This window comes from Micromonospora pisi, assembly GCF_003633685.1.
GTDB lineage: Bacteria > Actinomycetota > Actinomycetes > Mycobacteriales > Micromonosporaceae > Micromonospora_G > Micromonospora_G pisi.
Window position 1 is genome coordinate 3,491,995 of the sequence record NZ_RBKT01000001.1, and the last position, 18,123, is coordinate 3,510,117.

The 18,123-nt window shown below is 71.4% G+C and carries 15 protein-coding genes and 2 pseudogenes; 8 read left to right on the forward strand and 9 right to left on the reverse strand.

What is annotated here, in order from left to right; all coding sequences use genetic code 11:
• The first annotated feature begins 59 nt into the window (after positions 1-59).
• Together BDK92_RS14535 and BDK92_RS14540 are read left to right on the forward strand one after the other, a co-directional pair.
• Positions 60-743: a permease prefix domain 1-containing protein gene (locus BDK92_RS14535; RefSeq protein WP_121157205.1), complete on the forward strand. Its 684-nt coding sequence runs from the start codon at positions 60-62 to the stop codon at positions 741-743.
• The gene (locus BDK92_RS14540) at positions 740-1,390 is read left to right on the forward strand and encodes a permease prefix domain 1-containing protein (protein WP_121157206.1); all 651 of its coding nucleotides are present in this window, start codon (positions 740-742) and stop codon (positions 1,388-1,390) included. The genes BDK92_RS14535 and BDK92_RS14540 overlap by 4 nt, the downstream gene beginning before the upstream one ends.
• 9 nt (positions 1,391-1,399) lie before the next feature.
• Here the strand turns inward: BDK92_RS14540 and BDK92_RS14545 are convergent, their stop codons facing one another.
• Positions 1,400-1,741, reverse strand: coding sequence for a PadR family transcriptional regulator (locus BDK92_RS14545; RefSeq protein WP_121157207.1), 342 nt, complete (start codon positions 1,739-1,741; stop codon positions 1,400-1,402).
• A 132-nt stretch (positions 1,742-1,873) separates the two neighbouring features.
• On the opposite strand from BDK92_RS14545, the gene BDK92_RS14550 reads away from it, so the two are divergent.
• The 4 genes and pseudogenes from BDK92_RS14550 (at position 1,874) to BDK92_RS14560 (ending at position 6,909) form a co-directional block, all read left to right on the forward strand.
• On the forward strand, positions 1,874-2,893 hold the full coding sequence (locus BDK92_RS14550) for a DNA primase (RefSeq protein ID WP_211349225.1): 1,020 nt from the start codon (positions 1,874-1,876) through the stop codon (positions 2,891-2,893).
• Between the two features lie 40 nt (positions 2,894-2,933).
• Positions 2,934-4,568 (forward strand): annotated as a pseudogene (locus BDK92_RS41175) (serine/threonine-protein kinase); the annotation flags it as partial.
• Positions 4,569-4,871: 303 nt separating this feature from the next.
• A pseudogene (locus BDK92_RS41180) lies at positions 4,872-5,546 on the forward strand (transposase); the annotation flags it as partial.
• 148 nt (positions 5,547-5,694) lie between these two features.
• Positions 5,695-6,909 (forward strand): ABC transporter substrate-binding protein, encoded by a 1,215-nt coding sequence (locus tag BDK92_RS14560; RefSeq protein WP_121157208.1) that lies wholly within the window; start codon positions 5,695-5,697, stop codon positions 6,907-6,909.
• A 360-nt stretch (positions 6,910-7,269) separates the two neighbouring features.
• Here BDK92_RS14560 and BDK92_RS14565 read toward each other — a convergent pair whose 3' ends face one another.
• From BDK92_RS14565 to BDK92_RS14580, 4 genes are all read right to left on the reverse strand, one after another.
• Positions 7,270-7,857 (reverse strand): GTP-binding protein, encoded by a 588-nt coding sequence (locus tag BDK92_RS14565; RefSeq protein ID WP_121157209.1) that lies wholly within the window; start codon positions 7,855-7,857, stop codon positions 7,270-7,272.
• Position 7,858: 1 nt separating this feature from the next.
• Positions 7,859-8,236 carry a DUF742 domain-containing protein gene (locus BDK92_RS14570; RefSeq protein ID WP_121157210.1) on the reverse strand — a complete coding sequence of 126 codons (378 nt, stop codon included), beginning with the start codon at positions 8,234-8,236 and terminating at the stop codon, positions 7,859-7,861.
• A gap of 105 nt (positions 8,237-8,341) precedes the next feature.
• On the reverse strand, positions 8,342-8,746 hold the full coding sequence (locus tag BDK92_RS14575) for a roadblock/LC7 domain-containing protein (RefSeq protein ID WP_121157211.1): 405 nt from the start codon (positions 8,744-8,746) through the stop codon (positions 8,342-8,344).
• Positions 8,743-12,183 (reverse strand): sensor histidine kinase, encoded by a 3,441-nt coding sequence (locus BDK92_RS14580; protein ID WP_211349227.1) that lies wholly within the window; start codon positions 12,181-12,183, stop codon positions 8,743-8,745. The genes BDK92_RS14575 and BDK92_RS14580 overlap by 4 nt, the downstream gene beginning before the upstream one ends.
• A gap of 193 nt (positions 12,184-12,376) precedes the next feature.
• On the opposite strand from BDK92_RS14580, the gene BDK92_RS14585 reads away from it, so the two are divergent.
• Complete coding sequence (locus BDK92_RS14585; RefSeq protein ID WP_121157212.1) at positions 12,377-13,003, forward strand: uridine kinase family protein; 627 nt, start codon at positions 12,377-12,379, stop codon at positions 13,001-13,003.
• Positions 13,004-13,075: 72 nt separating this feature from the next.
• Here the strand turns inward: BDK92_RS14585 and BDK92_RS14590 are convergent, their stop codons facing one another.
• Positions 13,076-14,152: an adenosine deaminase gene (locus tag BDK92_RS14590; RefSeq protein ID WP_121157213.1), complete on the reverse strand. Its 1,077-nt coding sequence runs from the start codon at positions 14,150-14,152 to the stop codon at positions 13,076-13,078.
• 83 nt (positions 14,153-14,235) lie between these two features.
• Here BDK92_RS14590 and BDK92_RS14595 point away from each other — a divergent pair, with 83 nt between their 5' ends.
• On the forward strand, positions 14,236-15,147 hold the full coding sequence (locus BDK92_RS14595; RefSeq protein WP_121157214.1) for a putative RNA methyltransferase: 912 nt from the start codon (positions 14,236-14,238) through the stop codon (positions 15,145-15,147).
• Between the two features lie 46 nt (positions 15,148-15,193).
• On the opposite strand, the gene BDK92_RS14600 is transcribed toward BDK92_RS14595, so the two are convergent.
• From BDK92_RS14600 to BDK92_RS14610, 3 genes are all read right to left on the reverse strand, one after another.
• Positions 15,194-15,874 (reverse strand): DUF4272 domain-containing protein, encoded by a 681-nt coding sequence (locus BDK92_RS14600; RefSeq protein ID WP_121157215.1) that lies wholly within the window; start codon positions 15,872-15,874, stop codon positions 15,194-15,196.
• Between the two features lie 123 nt (positions 15,875-15,997).
• Positions 15,998-17,278: a thymidine phosphorylase gene (locus tag BDK92_RS14605; protein WP_121157216.1), complete on the reverse strand. Its 1,281-nt coding sequence runs from the start codon at positions 17,276-17,278 to the stop codon at positions 15,998-16,000.
• Between the two features lie 113 nt (positions 17,279-17,391).
• Positions 17,392-18,108, reverse strand: a complete 717-nt coding sequence (locus BDK92_RS14610; protein WP_121157217.1) for a cytidine deaminase — start codon at positions 18,106-18,108, stop codon at positions 17,392-17,394.
• Between the last annotated feature and the right edge of the window lie 15 nt (positions 18,109-18,123).

The following is an 18,123-nucleotide window of genomic DNA, read 5'->3' on the forward strand; positions in this document are numbered from 1 at the left end:
GGACAGACCCGGGAATCCGCCGGACCTCAGGTTGCGCCCCGGCATGGCAGGCTGGCGACATGTCCATGCTCGACGAGTCCCCGATCGACCAGCATGTGCGGCTGCTCGGGCAACGGTTGCGCGGTCCGGCCCGGCTGAAACAGGACCTGCTCACCGAGGCACGGGACAGTCTGCGGGACGCCGCCGAGGCGTACCTGGACGACGGGCTGGACCCGGTGACCGCCGAGCACCGGGCGGTGGCCGAGTTCGGTGCGGCCGGCCAGCTCGCACCGGCGTACCAGGCCGAGCTGAGCGCCGGGCAGGGACGACGGCTCGCGCTGCTGATGGCGCTCGTACCGGCCGGCATGCTGACCGCCGACCTGATGTGGTGGCAGCCGCCGGCGACGACCCCGTCGGCGACGTCGGGTTTCCTGATCCTGGTGCAGGCCCTGGACTGGGCCTCGTACGCCGCCGGTGCCCTGGCCCTGCTCGCGCTCTACCTGCTCGGACCGGGCGGCCGACGGTGGTCCGTCGCCCCGCGTACGGTCGTCCGTCCGCTCGCGATGGTCGCCCTCGTCGTCGGCGCGGCGATCTGGGCGCTCGGCGCGGTTGCCGGGGTGAACGCCGCACGGGAGTCGCCGGCCGCGCTGACCTGGCCACCGATGATCGCCGCCTGGATCCTGCTGACCGCGACCTTCGGCCTGTTGACGACGATGACGGTACGGGTCATCGGGGCGACCCGGCTCCGGCCGCTCGCCAGATGATCGACACGTACGTGTACCGCCTGGGCCGGGCGCTGCACGGCCCGTCCCGGCACAAGTCTGACCTGCTGACCGAGGTACGCCACAGCCTCACCGACACCGCTGAGGGTTTCCGGGCCGGCGGAATGGACCCGGCGGAGGCGGAGCGGCGCGCGGTCGCCGAGTTCGGCCCGGTACGGCAGCTCGCCCGGGAGTACCAGTCGGAGTTGCTGGCCGGCTCGTTGCGTTCGCTCGCGATCCGGATGGTCGTCGTCGGCGTGGTGCTGGCGGCGGTGGGCGACCTGATGTGGCGTGGCGCCCCGTGGACCGGCCCCGAGCCACCGGCGGCGTACCTGTTCCTCTCCGGAACGCTGGAGTGGCTCTGGCACGGCGTCGACCTGTTCGCCCTCGGCGCCTACCTCTGGCTGGGCTGGCAGGCGCGACGGGGCCGGTTCCCGGTTCGGCTGGCCCGGGTGACCGGGATCGGCCTCTGTGTGGCACTCGTCCTCGGCCAGCTCGTCACGATCGCGGTCTACACCTGGTCGGTGACGCTCTGGGAGGCGGCGCTGACCTGGCCACCGATGCTGGTCGGCGGGGTCGTGCTGGTTGCCGTGCACGGTTGGCTCGGGCGGTCGGCGTACGTCCACCTGGCCAGCGGGGTGAAGGGGTGACGGCCTCGGTCAGGCCGGCGCCTCGGCGGGGCCGTCGACGCCGAGGAAACGGCCGACCGTCGAACTGAGCTCCTGCCAGCTCGTCCGCTCACCAGCCAGGGCCCGGTGGCCGGCTCCGGTGAGCTGGTACGTCCGCCGCTCCCGCCCGTTCACGGTGCTCCAGGTGCTGTCCACGTAGCCGGCCCGCTCCAGTCGGCGCAGGGCGGGATAGATGGTGCCGGTGGGCAGATTGAGCGTGCCGCCACTGCGCACCTTGAGCGCCTCGATGATGGCGTAGCCGTGCAGCGAGCCTCCTTCGAGCACCGAGAGCAGGAGTGCGTCGAGATGGCCGTGCAGTGCCTGGGCCTTCATAGGTAGCAAGACTACTAATAGATGGTGCCTTCGCCAACGGGGTGCCGGCACCCGGCTCACAGAACGGCCGACTAGGGTGTGTGCGCAGAGTCACCCACCCGACAGTTCCACCCCGATCGGGTGCCGCAAACCTTGAGTGCACACACGGAGGTCAGCGTGGCCCGCCAGTCGTCCCACCGGCCCGACGCCGACGAACCCGACACCGAGTTCGACGAGAGCAGCCGGCCCACCGACACCGCGACCGAGAGCACGGCGGACGCGGCAGCCGATCCCGTCGAGGACGACCCGGACCTCGACGACGAGGGGGCGGTAGCCGAGCCGGCGAACCGTGCCCTCTGGGAAGACGTACGCATCGATCCGGTGGAGATCGCGCTCCCCTCGGGCAGCGGCTTCACCCTTCGGGCGTACCGGATGTCCAACGAGGTCACGCCGACCGAAATCGGCGAGCGGGACGACGACGACCCGTTCCACGCCCGGGCGCGCCGGGACGAGGAAGAGGAGACCGTCGTCTTCCTCGACGAGGATTTCGCCGAGAGCCTTGAGGCCGAGGACCGCGAAGAGGACCCCCGGCGAGGGCGTGCGGTCCGCGACGACGACGAGGCCGACGACGAAGACCTCGACGACCAGGCGGACGAAGCGGACGAAGAAGACGAGGATGAGGAAGCCGAAGAAGTTGCGGTCTTTCTCACTCACCGGGGCAAACTGCTGCTCTTCAAGAGCCGCGAGTCACTGGTCAGCTTCGTCCTGTCCGGAGCACCGCACGACATGACCGAACTGGACACCTGGGACGACCTGGTCGCACGGGTCCAGCCTGCGGATATCGCTCCGCTGGACGAGGACTCGTACGAGCTCGACCTGGTCGTGGAGAACCTCCGCGGCGGGCACGACACCTGGGACCCGAAGCTGCTCATCGCCGCCGGCGAGGTCGCCCGCGACCTTGCCTTCGCGCTGCGGCTCCCATCCGTACTGGATATGCTCTCGACCGGCAACAGCCTCGATGACCTGGACGAGGCGCTCCGCGCGACGGCCAACGGCGGCCTCGGCGGATTCATGGGGCGCCGCCGGTTGAAGAAAATCGGGGCACAAACCGCAAGTTTGGGTTGGCGCACGATTATCGGCAAGATCTCTGCAGCGGTGGACTGGCGCGACTGACCTCTCACCAGGGAGCATCAGTCTTTGGCACACACCACCTGTGTCTCGGGAGGAGGACGACGCCGTGGCGCTCGTGCGGGTGTACTGCGGTCTGGCCTCAGCGGATCCGTCCGCTGGACCGGCTTCGGCCGGATCCACGCTGACGTCTGCTGTGGTTGACGACGCAGGCCGGCTGCTCCACGTCGGCGAGATCGGCGACGACCCGGCTGGCTACGCCCAGCTCGGCGCGCTGCTCGTCGAACGTTCGGGCGGACTGAGCGGTGTGGCGATCGCCGCTGACAGCGACGACCATCTGGTCACCTCGCTGCTGAGCGCGGCCGGCCGTCCTCTGGCGATCGCCGACGACGACTCGGTGGACGACTTCGCCGAGCGGTTCGCCGACGACGAGTCACAGGAGGAGATGGAGGGATCGCCGGCCCAACGGCGGGCCATCGGCCTGGCCCGGGCACTCCAGGCCGGCGCCCTCTCCGCGTTCACCCTCCCGGCCCCCCGGGACCTCGCCGGTTACAAGCCCGTACTCGCGGCCCACGCGGCGCTCGCCAGCGGACGCCACTCGGCCGCCGGGGCGCTCCGCGAGGTTCTCCGCGAGCTCTACCCCGCCGCACTCCGCGCCTACCCCGACCCGGCCGACCCGGTGCCGCTCGCGGTGCTCGACGCCCTGCCCGAACCGGGCATGCTGACCGGCACCGGCGGTCGCGGTCGGGAGAGCGCGGTTGCCGTCGACGCCATCACCGCACACCTCGTCGCCGACGGCGTGGCGGAGGCGAACGAGATCTCCGAGGCGGTCACCGCGCTCCAGGTGGCGATCGCCGAGACGCCCCGCCGGGCCACCGTCAACAACAAGGCCGTCACCTCGGCCGTGGCCGAGGCCGTACGGCAGGCCGTGGCGGCGGTACGCGCCTACGACGCCGGCTGCGACGCGCTGGTGGCGACGCTCGCGGCCCGGGTCACCACCCCCGCACCACTCTCCAGTCGCCGCACCGTACGACGCGGCACCGGGGAACCAGCACCGCTGGCCGCGGGTGCGCACGGCACCGGCAGCCACGGCGTACGACCGGCGACCCAGGAGCCGGTGCCGTCAGTCGGCCGGCGCAGTCGCCCCCAGCCCGCCGCCGGCAACGGCGTACCGGCGACTCCCCAGCCGATGACCGCACCCCCGGTCGCACCGGCACCGCTCGCACCGCCGCCGATGGCCCCGCAGCCGGTCGTACCGGCGGCGTCCCTGCCCGGCCTGGGCCGGCCCGCCGCCGCTCCGGTGGCACAGCCTCAGCGTGACCTGCCCACTCCGGTCCCCGCCGCCCAGTCCACGGCGGCACAGTGGCGGGAGTCGCCGGCCAACCGGCCGGTCTCCTCGCCGCCTCCGCCGCCTCCGGGCATCACCCCGATCGTTCCGGCGCAGCGCAGCGGCAACGTGCCGCCCGCCGACGCGGGAGAACCGTTCCGGGCGACCCTGACGACCGCCGCGATCAACAGCGCCCGGAGCGAACGACGTCCGACGCCGATCGTGCCGCGTCCGAAGACCAACCGCGAGCCCGCTCCCACCACGAACGGGTTCGGGGCGACCGACCTCAGCGTGCCCGTGCCCACGCCTCGGCCGGACACCTCCACCCCGCCGCCCGGCTCCCGGGCGAACTGGCCCCTGGTCAGCCCCGGCGACGACCGGGACGAGCGTGCGGACCGCGAGCGGGCCGAACATGACCGGGCCGAACGTGACCGGGCCGAACGTGACCGGGCCGACCGGGAGCATGCGGACCGGGAGCATGCGGACCGGGAGCTGGCTGAACGGGAGCGGGGCCGTGGCGCCCTGGGCCGTGGCGAATACGGCCGGAACGAACGTGAGCGCAACGACCGGGCCGAGCTCGGCCGGGGCGAGCGGGAACTCGGCGGACGGGACCTGGCGGCGAGCGCCGAGCCGGCGTACCAGTTCGACCGGCAGTCTTCGGCCGGTCTCGACCTGCCGGCGCCGACCGGAGCCGGCGACGGCCGGGTGACGCCGCCCTGGCTCGCCGACGACCTGCCGCAGGAACCTCCGATGCTGCGGCTCGTGGAGCCGCAGCCGTTGGCCGACCGTGCCCTGCGCGACCCGGCCGGCGCGAACGCCGACCCGCGCCTGGACGGTCCGCCGCTGCGGCTCGTCGAGCCCGACGCGCCGGACCGGAACGCCCGGCCAACCCGGGCGGCGCGACGCGCCACCGAGCCGAGTGCTCCCCCGGTGGCCGAGGGCGACGGTGACCTGCTCATCTTTGCCGCCGCCCGCTCGGCCTGGTTCACCGGTCACCCGGAGGACGAGGTCGACGTCGAGTGGTCCTCGACCGCCGACACCGGTTGGCGCGCCGCAGAGCAGGCGGCCCGACCGCAGGTCGGCGACGAGACACGGGCCGGTCTGCCCCGGCGGGTGCCGCAGGCAAACCTGGTTCCCGGCTCGCCGCTACGGGACGAACGGCCACTGCGGATCGTGCGCGACGCGGCCCGGATCGCGGAGCACACCACCGGCTATTTCCGGGGTTGGCGCCGGGGCCAGGAGATCGGCGGCTTCGCCGTCGGCGGGCGCCCCGGACGCGAGGCCGCCGGTGGCTGGGACTTCAGCCGCGATCACAACGACCGTGACGACGATCGGGAGTACGAGTACCGGTCCGCCGGCTACCGCTCCTGACCTCCCGGTCGGGCGTGATCGACCTGGGATAACGTCACGTGTCCCTGGCCACACCATAAATATTTGACCGCTGTACTATCCGCTCGGCAACATACCGGCGGAACAGCAGGTGGCCGGTGGACACCATGGCGCGGAGAGGCGGCACCTGATGGCGAGACCGGCGATCGGCTCTTCCTCCCTGACCCGTCGTGGCCTCCTGGTGGCCAGCGCCTCCAGCCTCTTCCTCACCGCCTGCGGCAGCGGCGACTCCGAGGTCCAGTCCGGCCCGACCCGAGGGCCGCAGGACCTGGTGATCGGCGCCAACCTTGAGTTGACCGGCGCCGGCGCGGCCATGGGGGTGCTCCAGGAGCGGGCGTTGCGGATCACCGTCGACACCCTCAACGAAGAGGGAATCCAGGTCGGCAACGCGCGGCGCAAGATCCGACTGGTGGTCCAGGACAACGGCAGCGACCCGAAGAAGGCGGCGGAGCAGGCCGCCGAACTGGTTGAGCGCGAACAGGCGAACGCCATCATCGGCGGCACCATCGCCGAGACGTCGATGGAAATCATCAAGGTCGCCCAACAGGGCCAACTTCCGTTCATCTCCCTTGCCGCCGCCGACGAACTCGTGGTCCCGCTGACCCAGCGCGACTTCATCTACAAACTCACCCCTGACGCGACCGACGTCGCCCGCCAACTGGCCCGCCTGATCAGCTCTCAGAAGCTTCGCAAGGTCACCCTGCTGGCCGCGCCCGGGCTGCACGGAAACTCGGGCGTACGGGCCGTCACACAGTCGTTGAAGACCTCCGGCGTCCAGCTGGCCAAGACCCTGCGGCTGCCCGCCACCGGCGCCGACCTCGGTTCCATCGCCGACCGGACGGTGTCGAGCAAGGCCGACGCGGTGGTCGTCTGGGCCACCGCCCCGACCTCCGGTGCCACCGCTCGCGCACTGCGGGACGCCGGCTACCAGGGGCCGATCTTCTTCGACGCCGGGGCGGTCGCGGAGGAAACCCTCTCGGACCAGAACGCCGACGCGGTCGAGGGGGCCTTCGTGGTCCATCCGATGGCGCTGAGCGGATCGTCGCTGACCAACACGACCAGCGCGGGTCTGGCCCGCCGCGACTTCGTCTTCCGCTACATCCAGGCACACGGTTCGTTCAGCGGCTTCGCGCCGTACGCCTCGGACGCCGTCCAGCTGATCGCCGCGGCCGCCCGGCTCGCCAACAGCGTCGACCGTGGCCGTATCCGGGTGTACCTGGCCCGGCAGGTGACCGAGGGGATCGCCGGTTCGTACGCGTTCGCGCCGATCCGGCACGGCGGAATGGAGCCCGACTCGCTCGGGGTGTTCACCGTCAGCCGTGGCGAGTGGACCCGGATCTCCTGATCCTCACGCCAGGCCCCCTCGCGTCAGCCTGATTCCCGCCGATTCGGCGTCGAGCAGGCTGCCCCACCTTCGCGTACGCCCCTGTCCTGGGGCACGCTCTGGGACCGCCTGAGGCACCACACCGACCCCGTCACCGGGCGCGGCTTCTCGGTCTCTCCTGGGCGCACAGGAACCGCCCAAGCGCGGCACACGAACCGCCCTAGCGCAGCACGCGAGCCGTGCGATGGCAGCACGCCAACCGGGCACGGCGCATCGCCTGGGAGTACGAGAACCGGCTGCGCGCATGGCAACCGGCGCTGCGCATAGCAACCGCCTGGTCGGGCGCGTGGCCCTGACCAGGCGGTTGATCCGCTATTCGGCTCAGGCGGGGGCGACCGCGCGTGACCTGCGCATGGTGAGCACGTACTCCACCAGCGAGATCAGCACGTGCTTGGTCGACTCGCGGTTACGCGCGTCGCAAGCGACCACCGGAACGTCACTCGAGATGGCGAGTGCGTCCCGCACGTCCTGCGGGTCGTGGTACTGCATCCCGTCGAAGCAGTTGATGGCCACCAGGTACGGCAGCCGCCGATGCTCGAAGAAGTCGATCGCCGCGAAACAGTCGGCCAGTCGACGGGTGTCGACCAAGACGACCGCCCCGATCGCTCCCCGTACCAGCTCGTCCCACATGAACCAGAAACGTGTCTGGCCCGGGGTGCCGAACAGGTAAAGGATCAGATCCCGGTCAATCGAGATACGACCGAAGTCCATGGCGACCGTGGTGGTCGTCTTACCCGGCACCTGTCGCGTGTCATCGACGCCGACACCGGCGGACGTCATGATCGCCTCAGTGGTCAACGGCGTGATCTCCGAGACCGAGCCGACCAGCGTCGTCTTGCCGACGCCAAACCCACCGGCGATGACGATCTTCGCCGATGTCACGCGCCCGACCGTCGGGCGGTGCGACATGTCAGAGCCTGCGAAGTCCACTCAGCACCCTCTCCAGCAGTTCAGTGCCCACCGCGTCGTTAGAGTCGTCCAGGATTGTTGGTTCGTGCACCGCGACCAGGCCTTCCGCGGCCATGTCGGCGATGAGGACCCGGGCCACTCCGAGCGGCAGCTGCATCCGCGCCGCGATTTCCGCGAGCGACTGCAGCCGACCGTCACACAGCGCGGCGATGTATTGGTGCTCCCGGCCCTGGCCGCCCTTGGCGTTGCCGGCGGACCGGCCACGCGCTGTCGTCTCGACCAGTGCCTCCAGGGCGATGTCGAGCCGGGGCCGGGTCCTTCCGCGGGTGACGGCGTATGGCCTGACCAGCGCGCCAGTTGGCTCGTCGCGCTCAGCCATCGCCGTTCACCCCCTTCTCACCCTGTCCATGACCCGAGCCCGTGGAGCCCGTCGTCCCTTCGTTGCCGTCGCACCCGTTGTCGGGGTGGCCGACCGGCGGCACTCCTAGCCCAGCATCCCCGCCGCGGCCCGCGGCGCTGGCGTGAGCGCGTCTCCCACCCGGTCGACGAGCAGTGCCATTTCGTACCCGACCTGTCCCACGTCGCTGTTGCGAGCGGCGAGCACCGCGAACGACGAACCGTCCGAGATGGACATGAGGAACAGGAAGCCATTGTCCATCTCGACCACGGTCTGCAAAACCGCGCCACCCTCGAAACAACGTGCGGCGCCCTGGGTGAGGCTAACCAGACCGGAGGCGATGGCGGCGAGCTGGTCGGCTCGGTCGCGCGGAAGGTCCCGTGACGACGCGAGGAGCAGACCGTCCGCGGAGACGGCGATCGCGTGCGCGACGCCCGGCACCCGGTCGGCGAAGTTGGCAAGCAGCCAACCAAGATCCTGCGTAGATGTCATGCTTCATGCTCCTTCTGACCGCTCCCGGCCGCGGGGCCTAGGCCGGCCTGCGGGGATTGCTGACCCGGAGTCGCTTCCGGGTTGGTCGAGGGGTCCTCCGAGGGGTTGGTACGGCCGCGCTGCACCCCTCGGTGGTACGCGGACAGCAGACCACGCACCGCCTCCGGTGTCCGGCGCTGCACCGAGACGCTCGGCTTTTCTACCCCGCCGGGAACCAACTGTGCCATCGGCACCCGCTTGGGCAGACCCTTCTGAGTGGTTTCGGCGACCGGAACCGCGGTAGCCGCGGAGGCGGCGCGCCACCCGTCGTCGGCAGCCGTCTGCCAACCGCCGGGCGACCCACTCGGGCGGGTGGCGCCGTTGCCGTAACCGACCGAGCCCCCCGTTGTCTCCTCCGCCGCTCCTGCCCCACGGACCGAGCCGGCGGAAACCGGAGCGGCCATCGAGGAACCGGCAGTCGCGCCGGAAGGTCCATTCTGGACGGTACTACGGGTGGTGTCAGCCGTGACGTACCGGGCCTTGTCCACCACGTCGGCGCCGTCGCCGGCACCGTTCTCCTCGTTGACCGCCCGCCGGGTACGGAACCAGGCGGATTCCAGCTCACGGAAGATCGGCAGTTCCATGGTCTCGTCCGCGAACCGTGGCCGGGCCTCGACGGCCGCGGCCGACGGGACCGTGATCGGTGGCTCGACCGGGGGTCGAACGACCCGGGGCAGCTCGGCGGTCATGTCGAGCGCCGCAGCCAGCCGCTCCGGAACCGAGGGCGCCGGGGCCTCCCGATCGGCGGCACTGACCGGCGGCCAGGCCGGCGGGGCGCCTGCGGCCGGGGTCACGGGCGGCATCGGTGGCGCAGACACCGGCGGGCTCGACACCGGCGGGGCGGAGATCGGCGGGGCAGAGATCGGCGGCGCGGAGACCGGAGGAAGTGCCGGCGGTGCCAGTGCGGCGTTTGCCGGGCGAATCTCCGGGGTGCTCGGCATCTGCCGGGGAATGTTCGGAGCCGGGGTGTTCGTCGGCTCCGCGTCGCCACCGGACTCGGTCGCCCGTCGCTGTGGCAACGGGTCGATTCCCTGCCCGTTGGACGGGCGCGGACTGAAACCGTCGGTGCCGTTGCCGCCGGACTTCGCACCGGTCAGGTCGGACCAGGCCGGCATGCCGCGACCGGCACCGTTGCCGTTACCGAGACCGGCACCGTTACCGAGGCCGCCCCCGTTCGTGCCCAGACCGCCACCGTTGCCGAATGCGGCCGCGAGTCCGCCGCCGTTGAGAGCGGCCGGCTCGAACGGTCGACCGGTCGGGCTGAAATCCCGCTCCGGCGCGCGCTGCGCCGGTGGGACCTGGCTGACCGGGCTGCTCTCCAACGCGAGGGGCGCACCGAAGTTCGGCCGCTGCGAAGGTGGCTGCTGCGCCGGGGTGGTGTAACCGCCCGACTGCTGCGCGCGCCCGGAGAGCGCCCTGGGCACGAGCACCGAGGTGGGCATCGTGACGTCGGCGACCGTACCCCGGTCGGAGCCGGGCCGCAGTTCGACCTTGACCCCGTGCCGGGCCGCCAGTCGGGCGACCACGACCAGGCCCATCATCCGGGAGACCGCCACGTCCACCTGCGGTGGTGTGGCCAGTCGCTCGTTGAGCTCGTAGAGCTGGTCAGCGGTGATGCCGATGCCGCGGTCCTCGACGTAGAGCGACGCGCGGTCACCGACCCGCCGGGCCTCGACCATGACCTGCGAGTCGGGCGGCGAGAAGGCGGTGGCGTTGTCGAAGAGTTCGGCGACCAGGTGGACCAGGTCGTTCACGGCGTGCGCGGCGACCTCGATGTCACGGTCGACCACCCCGAACTCGATCCGGGTGTAGTGCTCGACCTCGGACTGGGCGGCCCGGAGCACGTCGATCAGCGCGGCCGGCTCCCGCTGCACACGGGTGGAGTCCGCGCCGGCGAGCACCAGCAGGTTCTCGTCGTTACGACGCATTCGGGTGGCCAGGTGGTCGAGCTGGAACAGCTCGGCCAGCCGGTCCGGGTCTTCCTCGCCACGCTCCAGCCGGTCCAGGTGACCGATCAGCCGGTCGACCAGGATCTGCGAACGGCGGGCCAGGTTGACGAACATCGTCGCGACGGAGGAACGGAGTGCGGCCTGCTCGGCGGCGGTCCGGACGGCTTCGAGGTGGACCGCGTTGAACGCCTCCGTCACCTGCCCGAACTCGTCCTTACCCCGGACCGGCAGCGGTTCGGCGATCTGGTTGGCCAGCTGGACCGGCGACATCTGGGCCGACAGCGCCGGGTCGCGCAGCCGGGCGACCGCCTGAGGCAGGCCGTACTGGGCGATCGAGAGCGCACCGTGGCGAAGTTCGCGCAGCGAGCGGGCCATCGAGCGGGCCACGATCCAGGCGAACAGGATCGCCAGCAGGAGCGTGGCGAGCAGCAGCGTGGTTTCGACGAAGACCTGCTGGCGTACGTCGTCGCGGATCTCGGTGGCGCGGGCGACCGCGTCGCCGTCGAGCTTCGCCTCGACCGTACGGATCAGCTTCGCGTTGCCGACCATCGCCGCGTCCCACTTGTCCGCGTCGAACGGGGCATCCGACATGTCGTCGTTGGTCTTGCCCCGGATGTAACCGCTGTAGTTGTCCGCCTCGCGCTGGTCGGAACCGGCCACGGTCTGCTCGTAGAACTCGGCCTCGGACCGGGTGGCGACGGACTGGAAGGACTGCAACGCCTGCTGCTGACCGGTTTCGGTGGCGATGTATTCGGTACGCAGGACCGGCGTCAGCTCGTACTGGAGGGCCCGGTGCACCACGACCCGGCGTACGGAGAGGAACTCCTTGGCCCGGGAGGTCGCGGCGGCGGCCCGCATGCGCTCGCTCAGCGCACTGTCCCCGGCGAGCTGCGAGGCCGAGTCACGGATGTCGAGCAGGTCGCTGATCAGGCCCTCGTACGACTGCGAGGCGTCGGTGAGCTTGAGTTTGCCGTTGACCACCTGGCTGCGGGTGCCGGGCAGGTCGGCGAGGCTCCGGTCGATCCGGGTCAGCAGGGCGGTGAAGTTGGCCGGCAGGCCACTCAGCTCGGCGCGCTGCTCGGAGTACGGCCCCTTGGCGTCGTCGATCCTGGGGTGCACATCGCTGTACGCCTTCTGGTACTTGTCCTTGGCCTCCCGGTCCGGCTCCGGCACGCCAAGCAGCAGTACCGCCGCGGCTCGCTCGTCCTGCAGGCCGTCGACCAGTTGGCCGGACGCCTGCGCGAGGTGGGCCAGGGTGCGCGCCCGTTCGGCGTTGTCGTACGTCCGAAGGTGGTCGATGAGTCCGGTCGTGCCGACCACGATGGTGGCGAGCGTCGGCACGATCATGATGATGCCGAGTTTGGACCAGATCGGCATGTCACGGAGCCGGCCCATTGGCCGACGGAGACGCGACAGTAAAGAGTTCGCCGTGTTCGGCTGCTTGCTCACGTCACCGCCCTCCCTTTTCGGCGCCCGTGTGTCGCTCCGGGCACCGCCCATCGACCGACCCGGACGGGTCGGACCTCCGAGATTCCATCACGACACAAGTCAAAGAGAAAGCCCAGGTTGTCCGTCGCGGACCGTGTGATGGGATGTTCATGCAATTTGCTAGCAATCCGTCTGCTGGGAGTAACTCAAAGTAATGAGATCCTCTGTCGGAGTGGTGCTGCTCGCTGGCCCTTCAGGCTCTGGAAAGTCCTACATCGCCCGCCGCACCGGGCTTCCCGTGCTCTCCCTCGACGATTTCTACAAGGACGGTGACGACCCTACGTTGCCGCGCCGGGCCGGTCTTGTGGACTGGGAGTCACCACAGGCGTGGGACTCCGCTGCGGCCGTGGCGACGATTGCCGCGTTGGTACGGAACGGCAAGGCTGAAGTGCCGGTATACGCGATCGACGTGGACCGACGGGTGGACATACGGACATTCGATCTAGCCGGATCGCCACTCTTTATCGCCGAAGGGATTTTTGCTGCGGAGATCGTACCCGAATGCCGTCGACTGGGGTTGCTCGCCGGAGCGTACACGTTGCGCCGGCCACGCGGCGCCACCTTCTTTCGCCGTCTGGTACGCGACCTGAGTGAGCGGCGTAAGACCCCGGGGCTGCTGGTACGCCGGGGAATCGCACTGGCCCGTACCGAGCCCACGGTGCTGCGCCGACAGACCGGACTCGGCTGTCTGCCCTCCCGCGGCGGCCAGGTGATCCGGCAGGTGGCCGCGCTGCACGCCACCGCCACCACCACCGGAGCGGGCACGGGCGACACCGCCTGATCCGACGTGGGCGGCGACGGAGCCGGGGCGGGCAACCACGACTGAGGCCCCGCCACCGCGCAAGGGGGTGACTCAGGGGAGCAGTTTGGCGTACCCCGGCTTGATCACTTCGTCAATGATCGCCAGCCGCTCGTCGAACGGGATGAAGGCGCTCTTCATCGCGTTGATCGTGAACCATTGCAGTTCGGCCCAGCCGTAACCGAACGCCTCCACCAACAGAGCCATCTCCCGCGACATTGAGGTGCCGCTCATCAGCCGGTTGTCGGTGTTGACCGTGGCCCGGAACCGGAGGTCACGCAACAGCCCGATCGGGTGCTCGGCAATCGACGCGGCGGCACCGGTCTGTACGTTCGACGACGGGCAGAGCTCCAACGGGATGCGCTTGTCCCGGACGTACGCCGCGAGCCGGCCCAGCACCGGCGTCGCCCCGGTGGTGATGTCGTCGACGATCCGTACGCCGTGCCCGAGCCGGTCCGCGCCGCACCACTGGATCGCCTGCCAGATCGACGGCAGCCCGAACGCCTCACCGGCGTGGATGGTGAAGTGGAAGTTCTCCCGCTGCAGGTACTCGAAGGCGTCCAGGTGCCGGGTGGGCGGGAAGCCCGCCTCCGCACCCGCGATGTCGAAGCCCACCACCCCGCTGTCACGGAACCGGACCGCCAGCTCGGCGATCTCCTGCGACCGGGCGGCGTGCCGCATCGCGGTGAGCAGGGTGCCGATCCGGATACGCTGACCGGCCGCCGCCGCCAGGGCGGTCCCCTCCGCGAAGCCGGCGACGGTCGCCTCCACCACCTCGTCCAGGGTCAGTCCATGGTCCAGGTGCTGCTCCGGGGCGAACCGGACCTCCGCGTAGACGACCCCGTCGGCGGCCAGGTCCAGGGCGCACTCGGCGGCGACCCGACGGAGCGCGTCGGCCGTCTGCATCACCGCCACGGTGTGCGCGAACGTCTCCAGATACCGCTCCAGCGACCCGGAGTCAGCCGCGGTGACGAACCACCGACCCAGTTCCTCCGGATCCGTACTGGGCAGGGGGTGCCCGATCGCGTCGGCCAGCTCGATGATCGTCGCTGGCCGCAGTCCGCCGTCCAGGTGGTCGTGCAGCAGCGCCTTGGGTGCCTTGACGATGTCTTCGTATCCGATTGCCACCATGACCAGACCCTAGTGCTCCACCGGCCGGTGGGCAGGTGGGGCGCGGCCGGGGGCACGACCCGGCACCGCCTAGGCTGGCGAAGGTGAGTCCCGATCCGCTGCGGTTCCTGCGCTGCCCGGTCTGCGGCGAGCCGCTCACCGGGGTCGAGACCGGAGGCGCGCGGGCGCTGCGCTGTCCCCGGGGGCACAGCTTCGATCTGGCCCGCCAGGGCTACGTCAACCTGCTCGCCGGCCGCGCCCCGCACGCCGGGGACAGCCCCGAGATGGTCACCGCCCGGGAGGAGTTCCTCGGCGCGGGACACTACGACCTGGTCTCGGCCGCCCTCGTCGCGGCCGCCACCGGCAGTGCCGTCGACAGCGGTGCGGTCGACCCGAGAAGCGGCAGCGGCGACCGGCCCGACGGCGGCACGGACGCGGCGTACCCGAGGTTGGTGGTCGACGCCGGTGCCGGCACCGGCCGGCACCTCGCCGCGGTGCTGGACGCGATCCCGGACGCGGTCGGTCTGGCGCTCGACGTGTCCAAGCCGGCACTACGCCGGGCGGCCCGCGCGCACCCCCGCGCCGCCGCCGCGCTCTGCGACACCTGGCAGACCCTGCCGCTGGCCGACGCCTCCACCGCGCTGCTGCTGAACGTCTTCGCGCCGCGCAACGGCCCGGAGTTCCGGCGGGTGCTGCACCCGGACGGCCTCCTGCTGGTGGTGACGCCCGCCGCCGACCATCTCACCGAACTGGTCGAAGAACTCGACCTGCTCCGGGTCGACCCGGCGAAGTCGGACCGGGTCGCCGGCAGCCTCGGCAACGGGTTCGACCTGGTCGGGCAGAGTCGGCACACACACCGGATGCGGCTACGGCGACCGGAGGTGGCGACCCTGGTCGGCATGGGACCGAGCGCCTGGCACATCGCGGCGGCGCGACTCGCCGCCCGGATCGAGACCCTGCCGGAGCCGATCGACGTGACCGCCGCCGTCGAACTCGGCGTCTACCGCCCCCGCTGACACCTCCGTCCCCGCGCCGCGGGCGGTGGCGCGGACCCGTACCGGATCAGGTCGACAGGTCGACTTCCTCCCAGCCGGCAGGCGGGTCGTGGTACGGGCCACGGAAGATGACCGCCCACTCCAGCGCCCACCGCCGCTGCCCGATCGCGTTCGCGTCGATCATGCTCGGCCGGGCCGCGCCCAACCGCTCCAGCTCCAGGTGTCCCCAGTCAAGGCAGTAGTAGAGGTCGAGCAGGGCGGCGACCTCCACCGCGTCCCGGGGGGCGGCCAACGTACGGGACCGCCACTGGGTGAACGTCTCCCCCGCCGGCAGGTTCGGCAGCAGGTCCATCAGCCGCTCGTCGGTCGGCTCCGACGGGTCGAGGTGCTTGGTCAGCCCGAGCACCCAGGCCAGCGCGAAGACCGCGTCGTGGTGCAGCACGAACGAACGGTGGTCGCCCCGACCACCCATCACGAACTGCCACTCCGGCGGGGTGACCGACTCGACCAGGTGCGAGCCGAGCAGCCAGCTCATCCCCGCCTCGGCCGGCATACCGAAACAGCGCGCCAGGATCAGGTGCAGGACCGCCGTACGGGCCTCGATCTCGCCCGTCGGGCGCAACTCCACCTCGTCGCCCGGCTCCCACACGAGGGGGAACTGGGCCGGCGGCACCGGCAACCCCAGACGGTTGATTTCGTCGAGATTCGCGGCGCGCACGGCCCGGGGGTCGGGAGCGGGTACGGTCACAGCTACGTCCCTGCCAGTCAACAGCGGCTCTAACGCCGGATGATCCCCCTGGCCAGCGAGAATAGCGGTTCCGCCGCGACGGCACCATGCCACCCCGCCGGTCGTACCGGGGGACCTGACCGGTCAGCCGATCCGCTCGATCACCAGCGGCGGCGCCACCGGTGCGGCGTCGGCGATGGTGACCGCCACCTCGGCCGCCGTACGGGCCGCCGGAATGCGGGACGGGGCGTCGGCACGCAACTCGTAGAGGACCTCACCGGCACGTACCCGGTCTCCGGGGCGCTTGTGCAGCAGGACCCCCGCGCCCGGGCTGACCGCGTCCTCCTTGCGGGCCCGACCGGCGCCGAGTCGCCACGCGGCCACCCCGATGCCGTACGCGTCGACGGCGGCGACGTAGCCGTCCCGGTCGGCGCGGACCAGCTCGGTCTCGGCCGCCACCGGCAGCGGGGCGTCCGGGTCGCCGCCCTGTGCCCGGACCATGGCCCGCCAGGCGTCCATCGCCCGGCCGTCACGCAGCGCCGGCTCCGGGTCGACGTCGGGCAGTCCGGCCGCGTCGAGCATCTCCCGGGCCAGGGCGAGGGTCAGCCGTACGACGTCGGCCGGCCCGCCCCCAGCGAGCACCTCGACCGACTCGGTCACCTCGACCGCGTTGCCGACCGCCAGGCCGAGCGGGGTGGACATCTCGGTGAGCAGTGCGACGGTCCGTACGCCGTGCGCGGTGCCGAGGTCGACCATGGTGCGGGCCAGTTCCCGGGCGTCGTCGGTCGACTTCATGAACGCACCGCTGCCGACCTTCACGTCGAGCACCAGCGCACCGGTCCCCTCGGCGATCTTCTTACTCATGATCGAGCTCGCGATGAGCGGGATCGCCTCGACCGTGCCGGTGACGTCACGCAGCGCGTACAGCTTGCGGTCGGCCGGGGCGAGGTGGTCACCGGCGGCGCAGATCACCGCACCGGTCTCCTGGAGCTGGCCGATGAACTCGTCGTTGGTGAGCGCGGCCCGCCAACCGGGAATGGACTCCAGCTTGTCCAGGGTGCCGCCGGTGTGCCCGAGGCCCCGTCCGGAGAGCTGCGGTACGGCGGCGCCGCAGGCGGCGACCAGTGGTGTCAACGGCAGCGTGATCTTGTCGCCGACACCGCCGGTGGAGTGCTTGTCCACGGTCGGGCGGCGTACGCCGCTCAGGTCGAGCCGTTCCCCGCTGGCGATCATCGCGGCGGTCCACCGGGCGATCTCCGCCGGGCTCATGCCCCGCAGCAGGATGGCCATGGCGAGGGCGGACATCTGCTCGTCGGCGACCTGTCCCCGGGTGTACGCGTCGACCACCCAGTCGATCTGGCCGTCGCTGAGCACGCCACCGTCGCGCTTGGTCCGGATCACCTCGACCGCACTGAACGCACTCATGAGCCTTGCACCCTGCCTTTTGTCGAGAAGTTGGGATCCGGGGCGGTCGCGCGGACGGTGCGGGCGCCCCGGTTGAACGTCCACGGGCGGCCGTGCGCCGCCCGCGTACGGGGTCAGTCGGTCGCGGACCCGGGCCACCGGATGGGTATCTCCATCGGCGGCTCGCTCTCGCCGGCCCAGTAGAGGATGCCGGCGGCGTCGACCACCACCACCCGGGGCGTACGGGCGTGCCCCCAGGCGATCGCGTCGGCCGGGTCGTCCCAGCTCGGCGCCTCCTCCAGCACGCCGGTGGGTTCGTCGCCGTCGTCGCCGGCGGACCGCTCCCAGTAGCCGGTCCAGACCTGCTGACCGCCGGAGACGTCGGGGTGGACGAAGACCGTGCCCCGGCCCCGCCAGGCGGCGAGCCGTTCCGGCACCGTCGGCAGCACCGGTGGGGCGACGACCGCCTCCAGGTCGGCGACGTCGAACGCGTGCGGCAGCAGCTCGGCCATCCGCAGCGGCCGGGGTGCCGCCTCGACCAGGCACTCGGGGCCGCCCTGTTCCCAGAGCAGTTGCCGGCACCGGCCGCAGGGCATCAGCGGCTCCCCGGTGGCGTCGACGCAGGAGACCGCGACCAGTCGGCCGCCCCCGGTGGCGTGCAGCGAGGAAACCATCCCGCACTCGGCGCAGAGCGCCACGCCGTACGCGGCGTTCTCGACGTTGCAGCCGACCACCACCCGGCCGTCGTCGACCAACCCGGCCGCCCCGACCGGGAAGTTCGAGTACGGGGCGTACGCGTGGCGCATCGCCTCGGTGGCGGCCGCCCGCAGTACCGCCCAGTCGATCTCCATTGTCACGTCCCTATC

Bases quoted from the DNA above. Each gene is read 5' to 3' on its own strand.
- BDK92_RS14585 (WP_121157212.1), top strand. From the start codon at position 12,377: ATGAGATCCTCTGTCGGAGTGGTGCTGCTCGCTGGCCCTTCAGGCTCT.
- BDK92_RS14565 (WP_121157209.1), bottom strand. From the start codon at position 7,857: ATGTCGCACCGCCCGACGGTCGGGCGCGTGACATCGGCGAAGATCGTC.
- BDK92_RS14575 (WP_121157211.1), bottom strand. From the start codon at position 8,746: ATGACATCTACGCAGGATCTTGGTTGGCTGCTTGCCAACTTCGCCGAC.
- BDK92_RS14545 (WP_121157207.1), bottom strand. From the start codon at position 1,741: ATGAAGGCCCAGGCACTGCACGGCCATCTCGACGCACTCCTGCTCTCG.
- BDK92_RS14605 (WP_121157216.1), bottom strand. From the start codon at position 17,278: ATGAGTGCGTTCAGTGCGGTCGAGGTGATCCGGACCAAGCGCGACGGT.
- BDK92_RS14540 (WP_121157206.1), top strand. From the start codon at position 740: ATGATCGACACGTACGTGTACCGCCTGGGCCGGGCGCTGCACGGCCCG.
- BDK92_RS14590 (WP_121157213.1), bottom strand. From the start codon at position 14,152: ATGGTGGCAATCGGATACGAAGACATCGTCAAGGCACCCAAGGCGCTG.
- BDK92_RS14560 (WP_121157208.1), top strand. From the start codon at position 5,695: ATGGCGAGACCGGCGATCGGCTCTTCCTCCCTGACCCGTCGTGGCCTC.
- BDK92_RS14610 (WP_121157217.1), bottom strand. From the start codon at position 18,108: ATGGAGATCGACTGGGCGGTACTGCGGGCGGCCGCCACCGAGGCGATG.
- BDK92_RS14570 (WP_121157210.1), bottom strand. From the start codon at position 8,236: ATGGCTGAGCGCGACGAGCCAACTGGCGCGCTGGTCAGGCCATACGCC.
- BDK92_RS14535 (WP_121157205.1), top strand. From the start codon at position 60: ATGTCCATGCTCGACGAGTCCCCGATCGACCAGCATGTGCGGCTGCTC.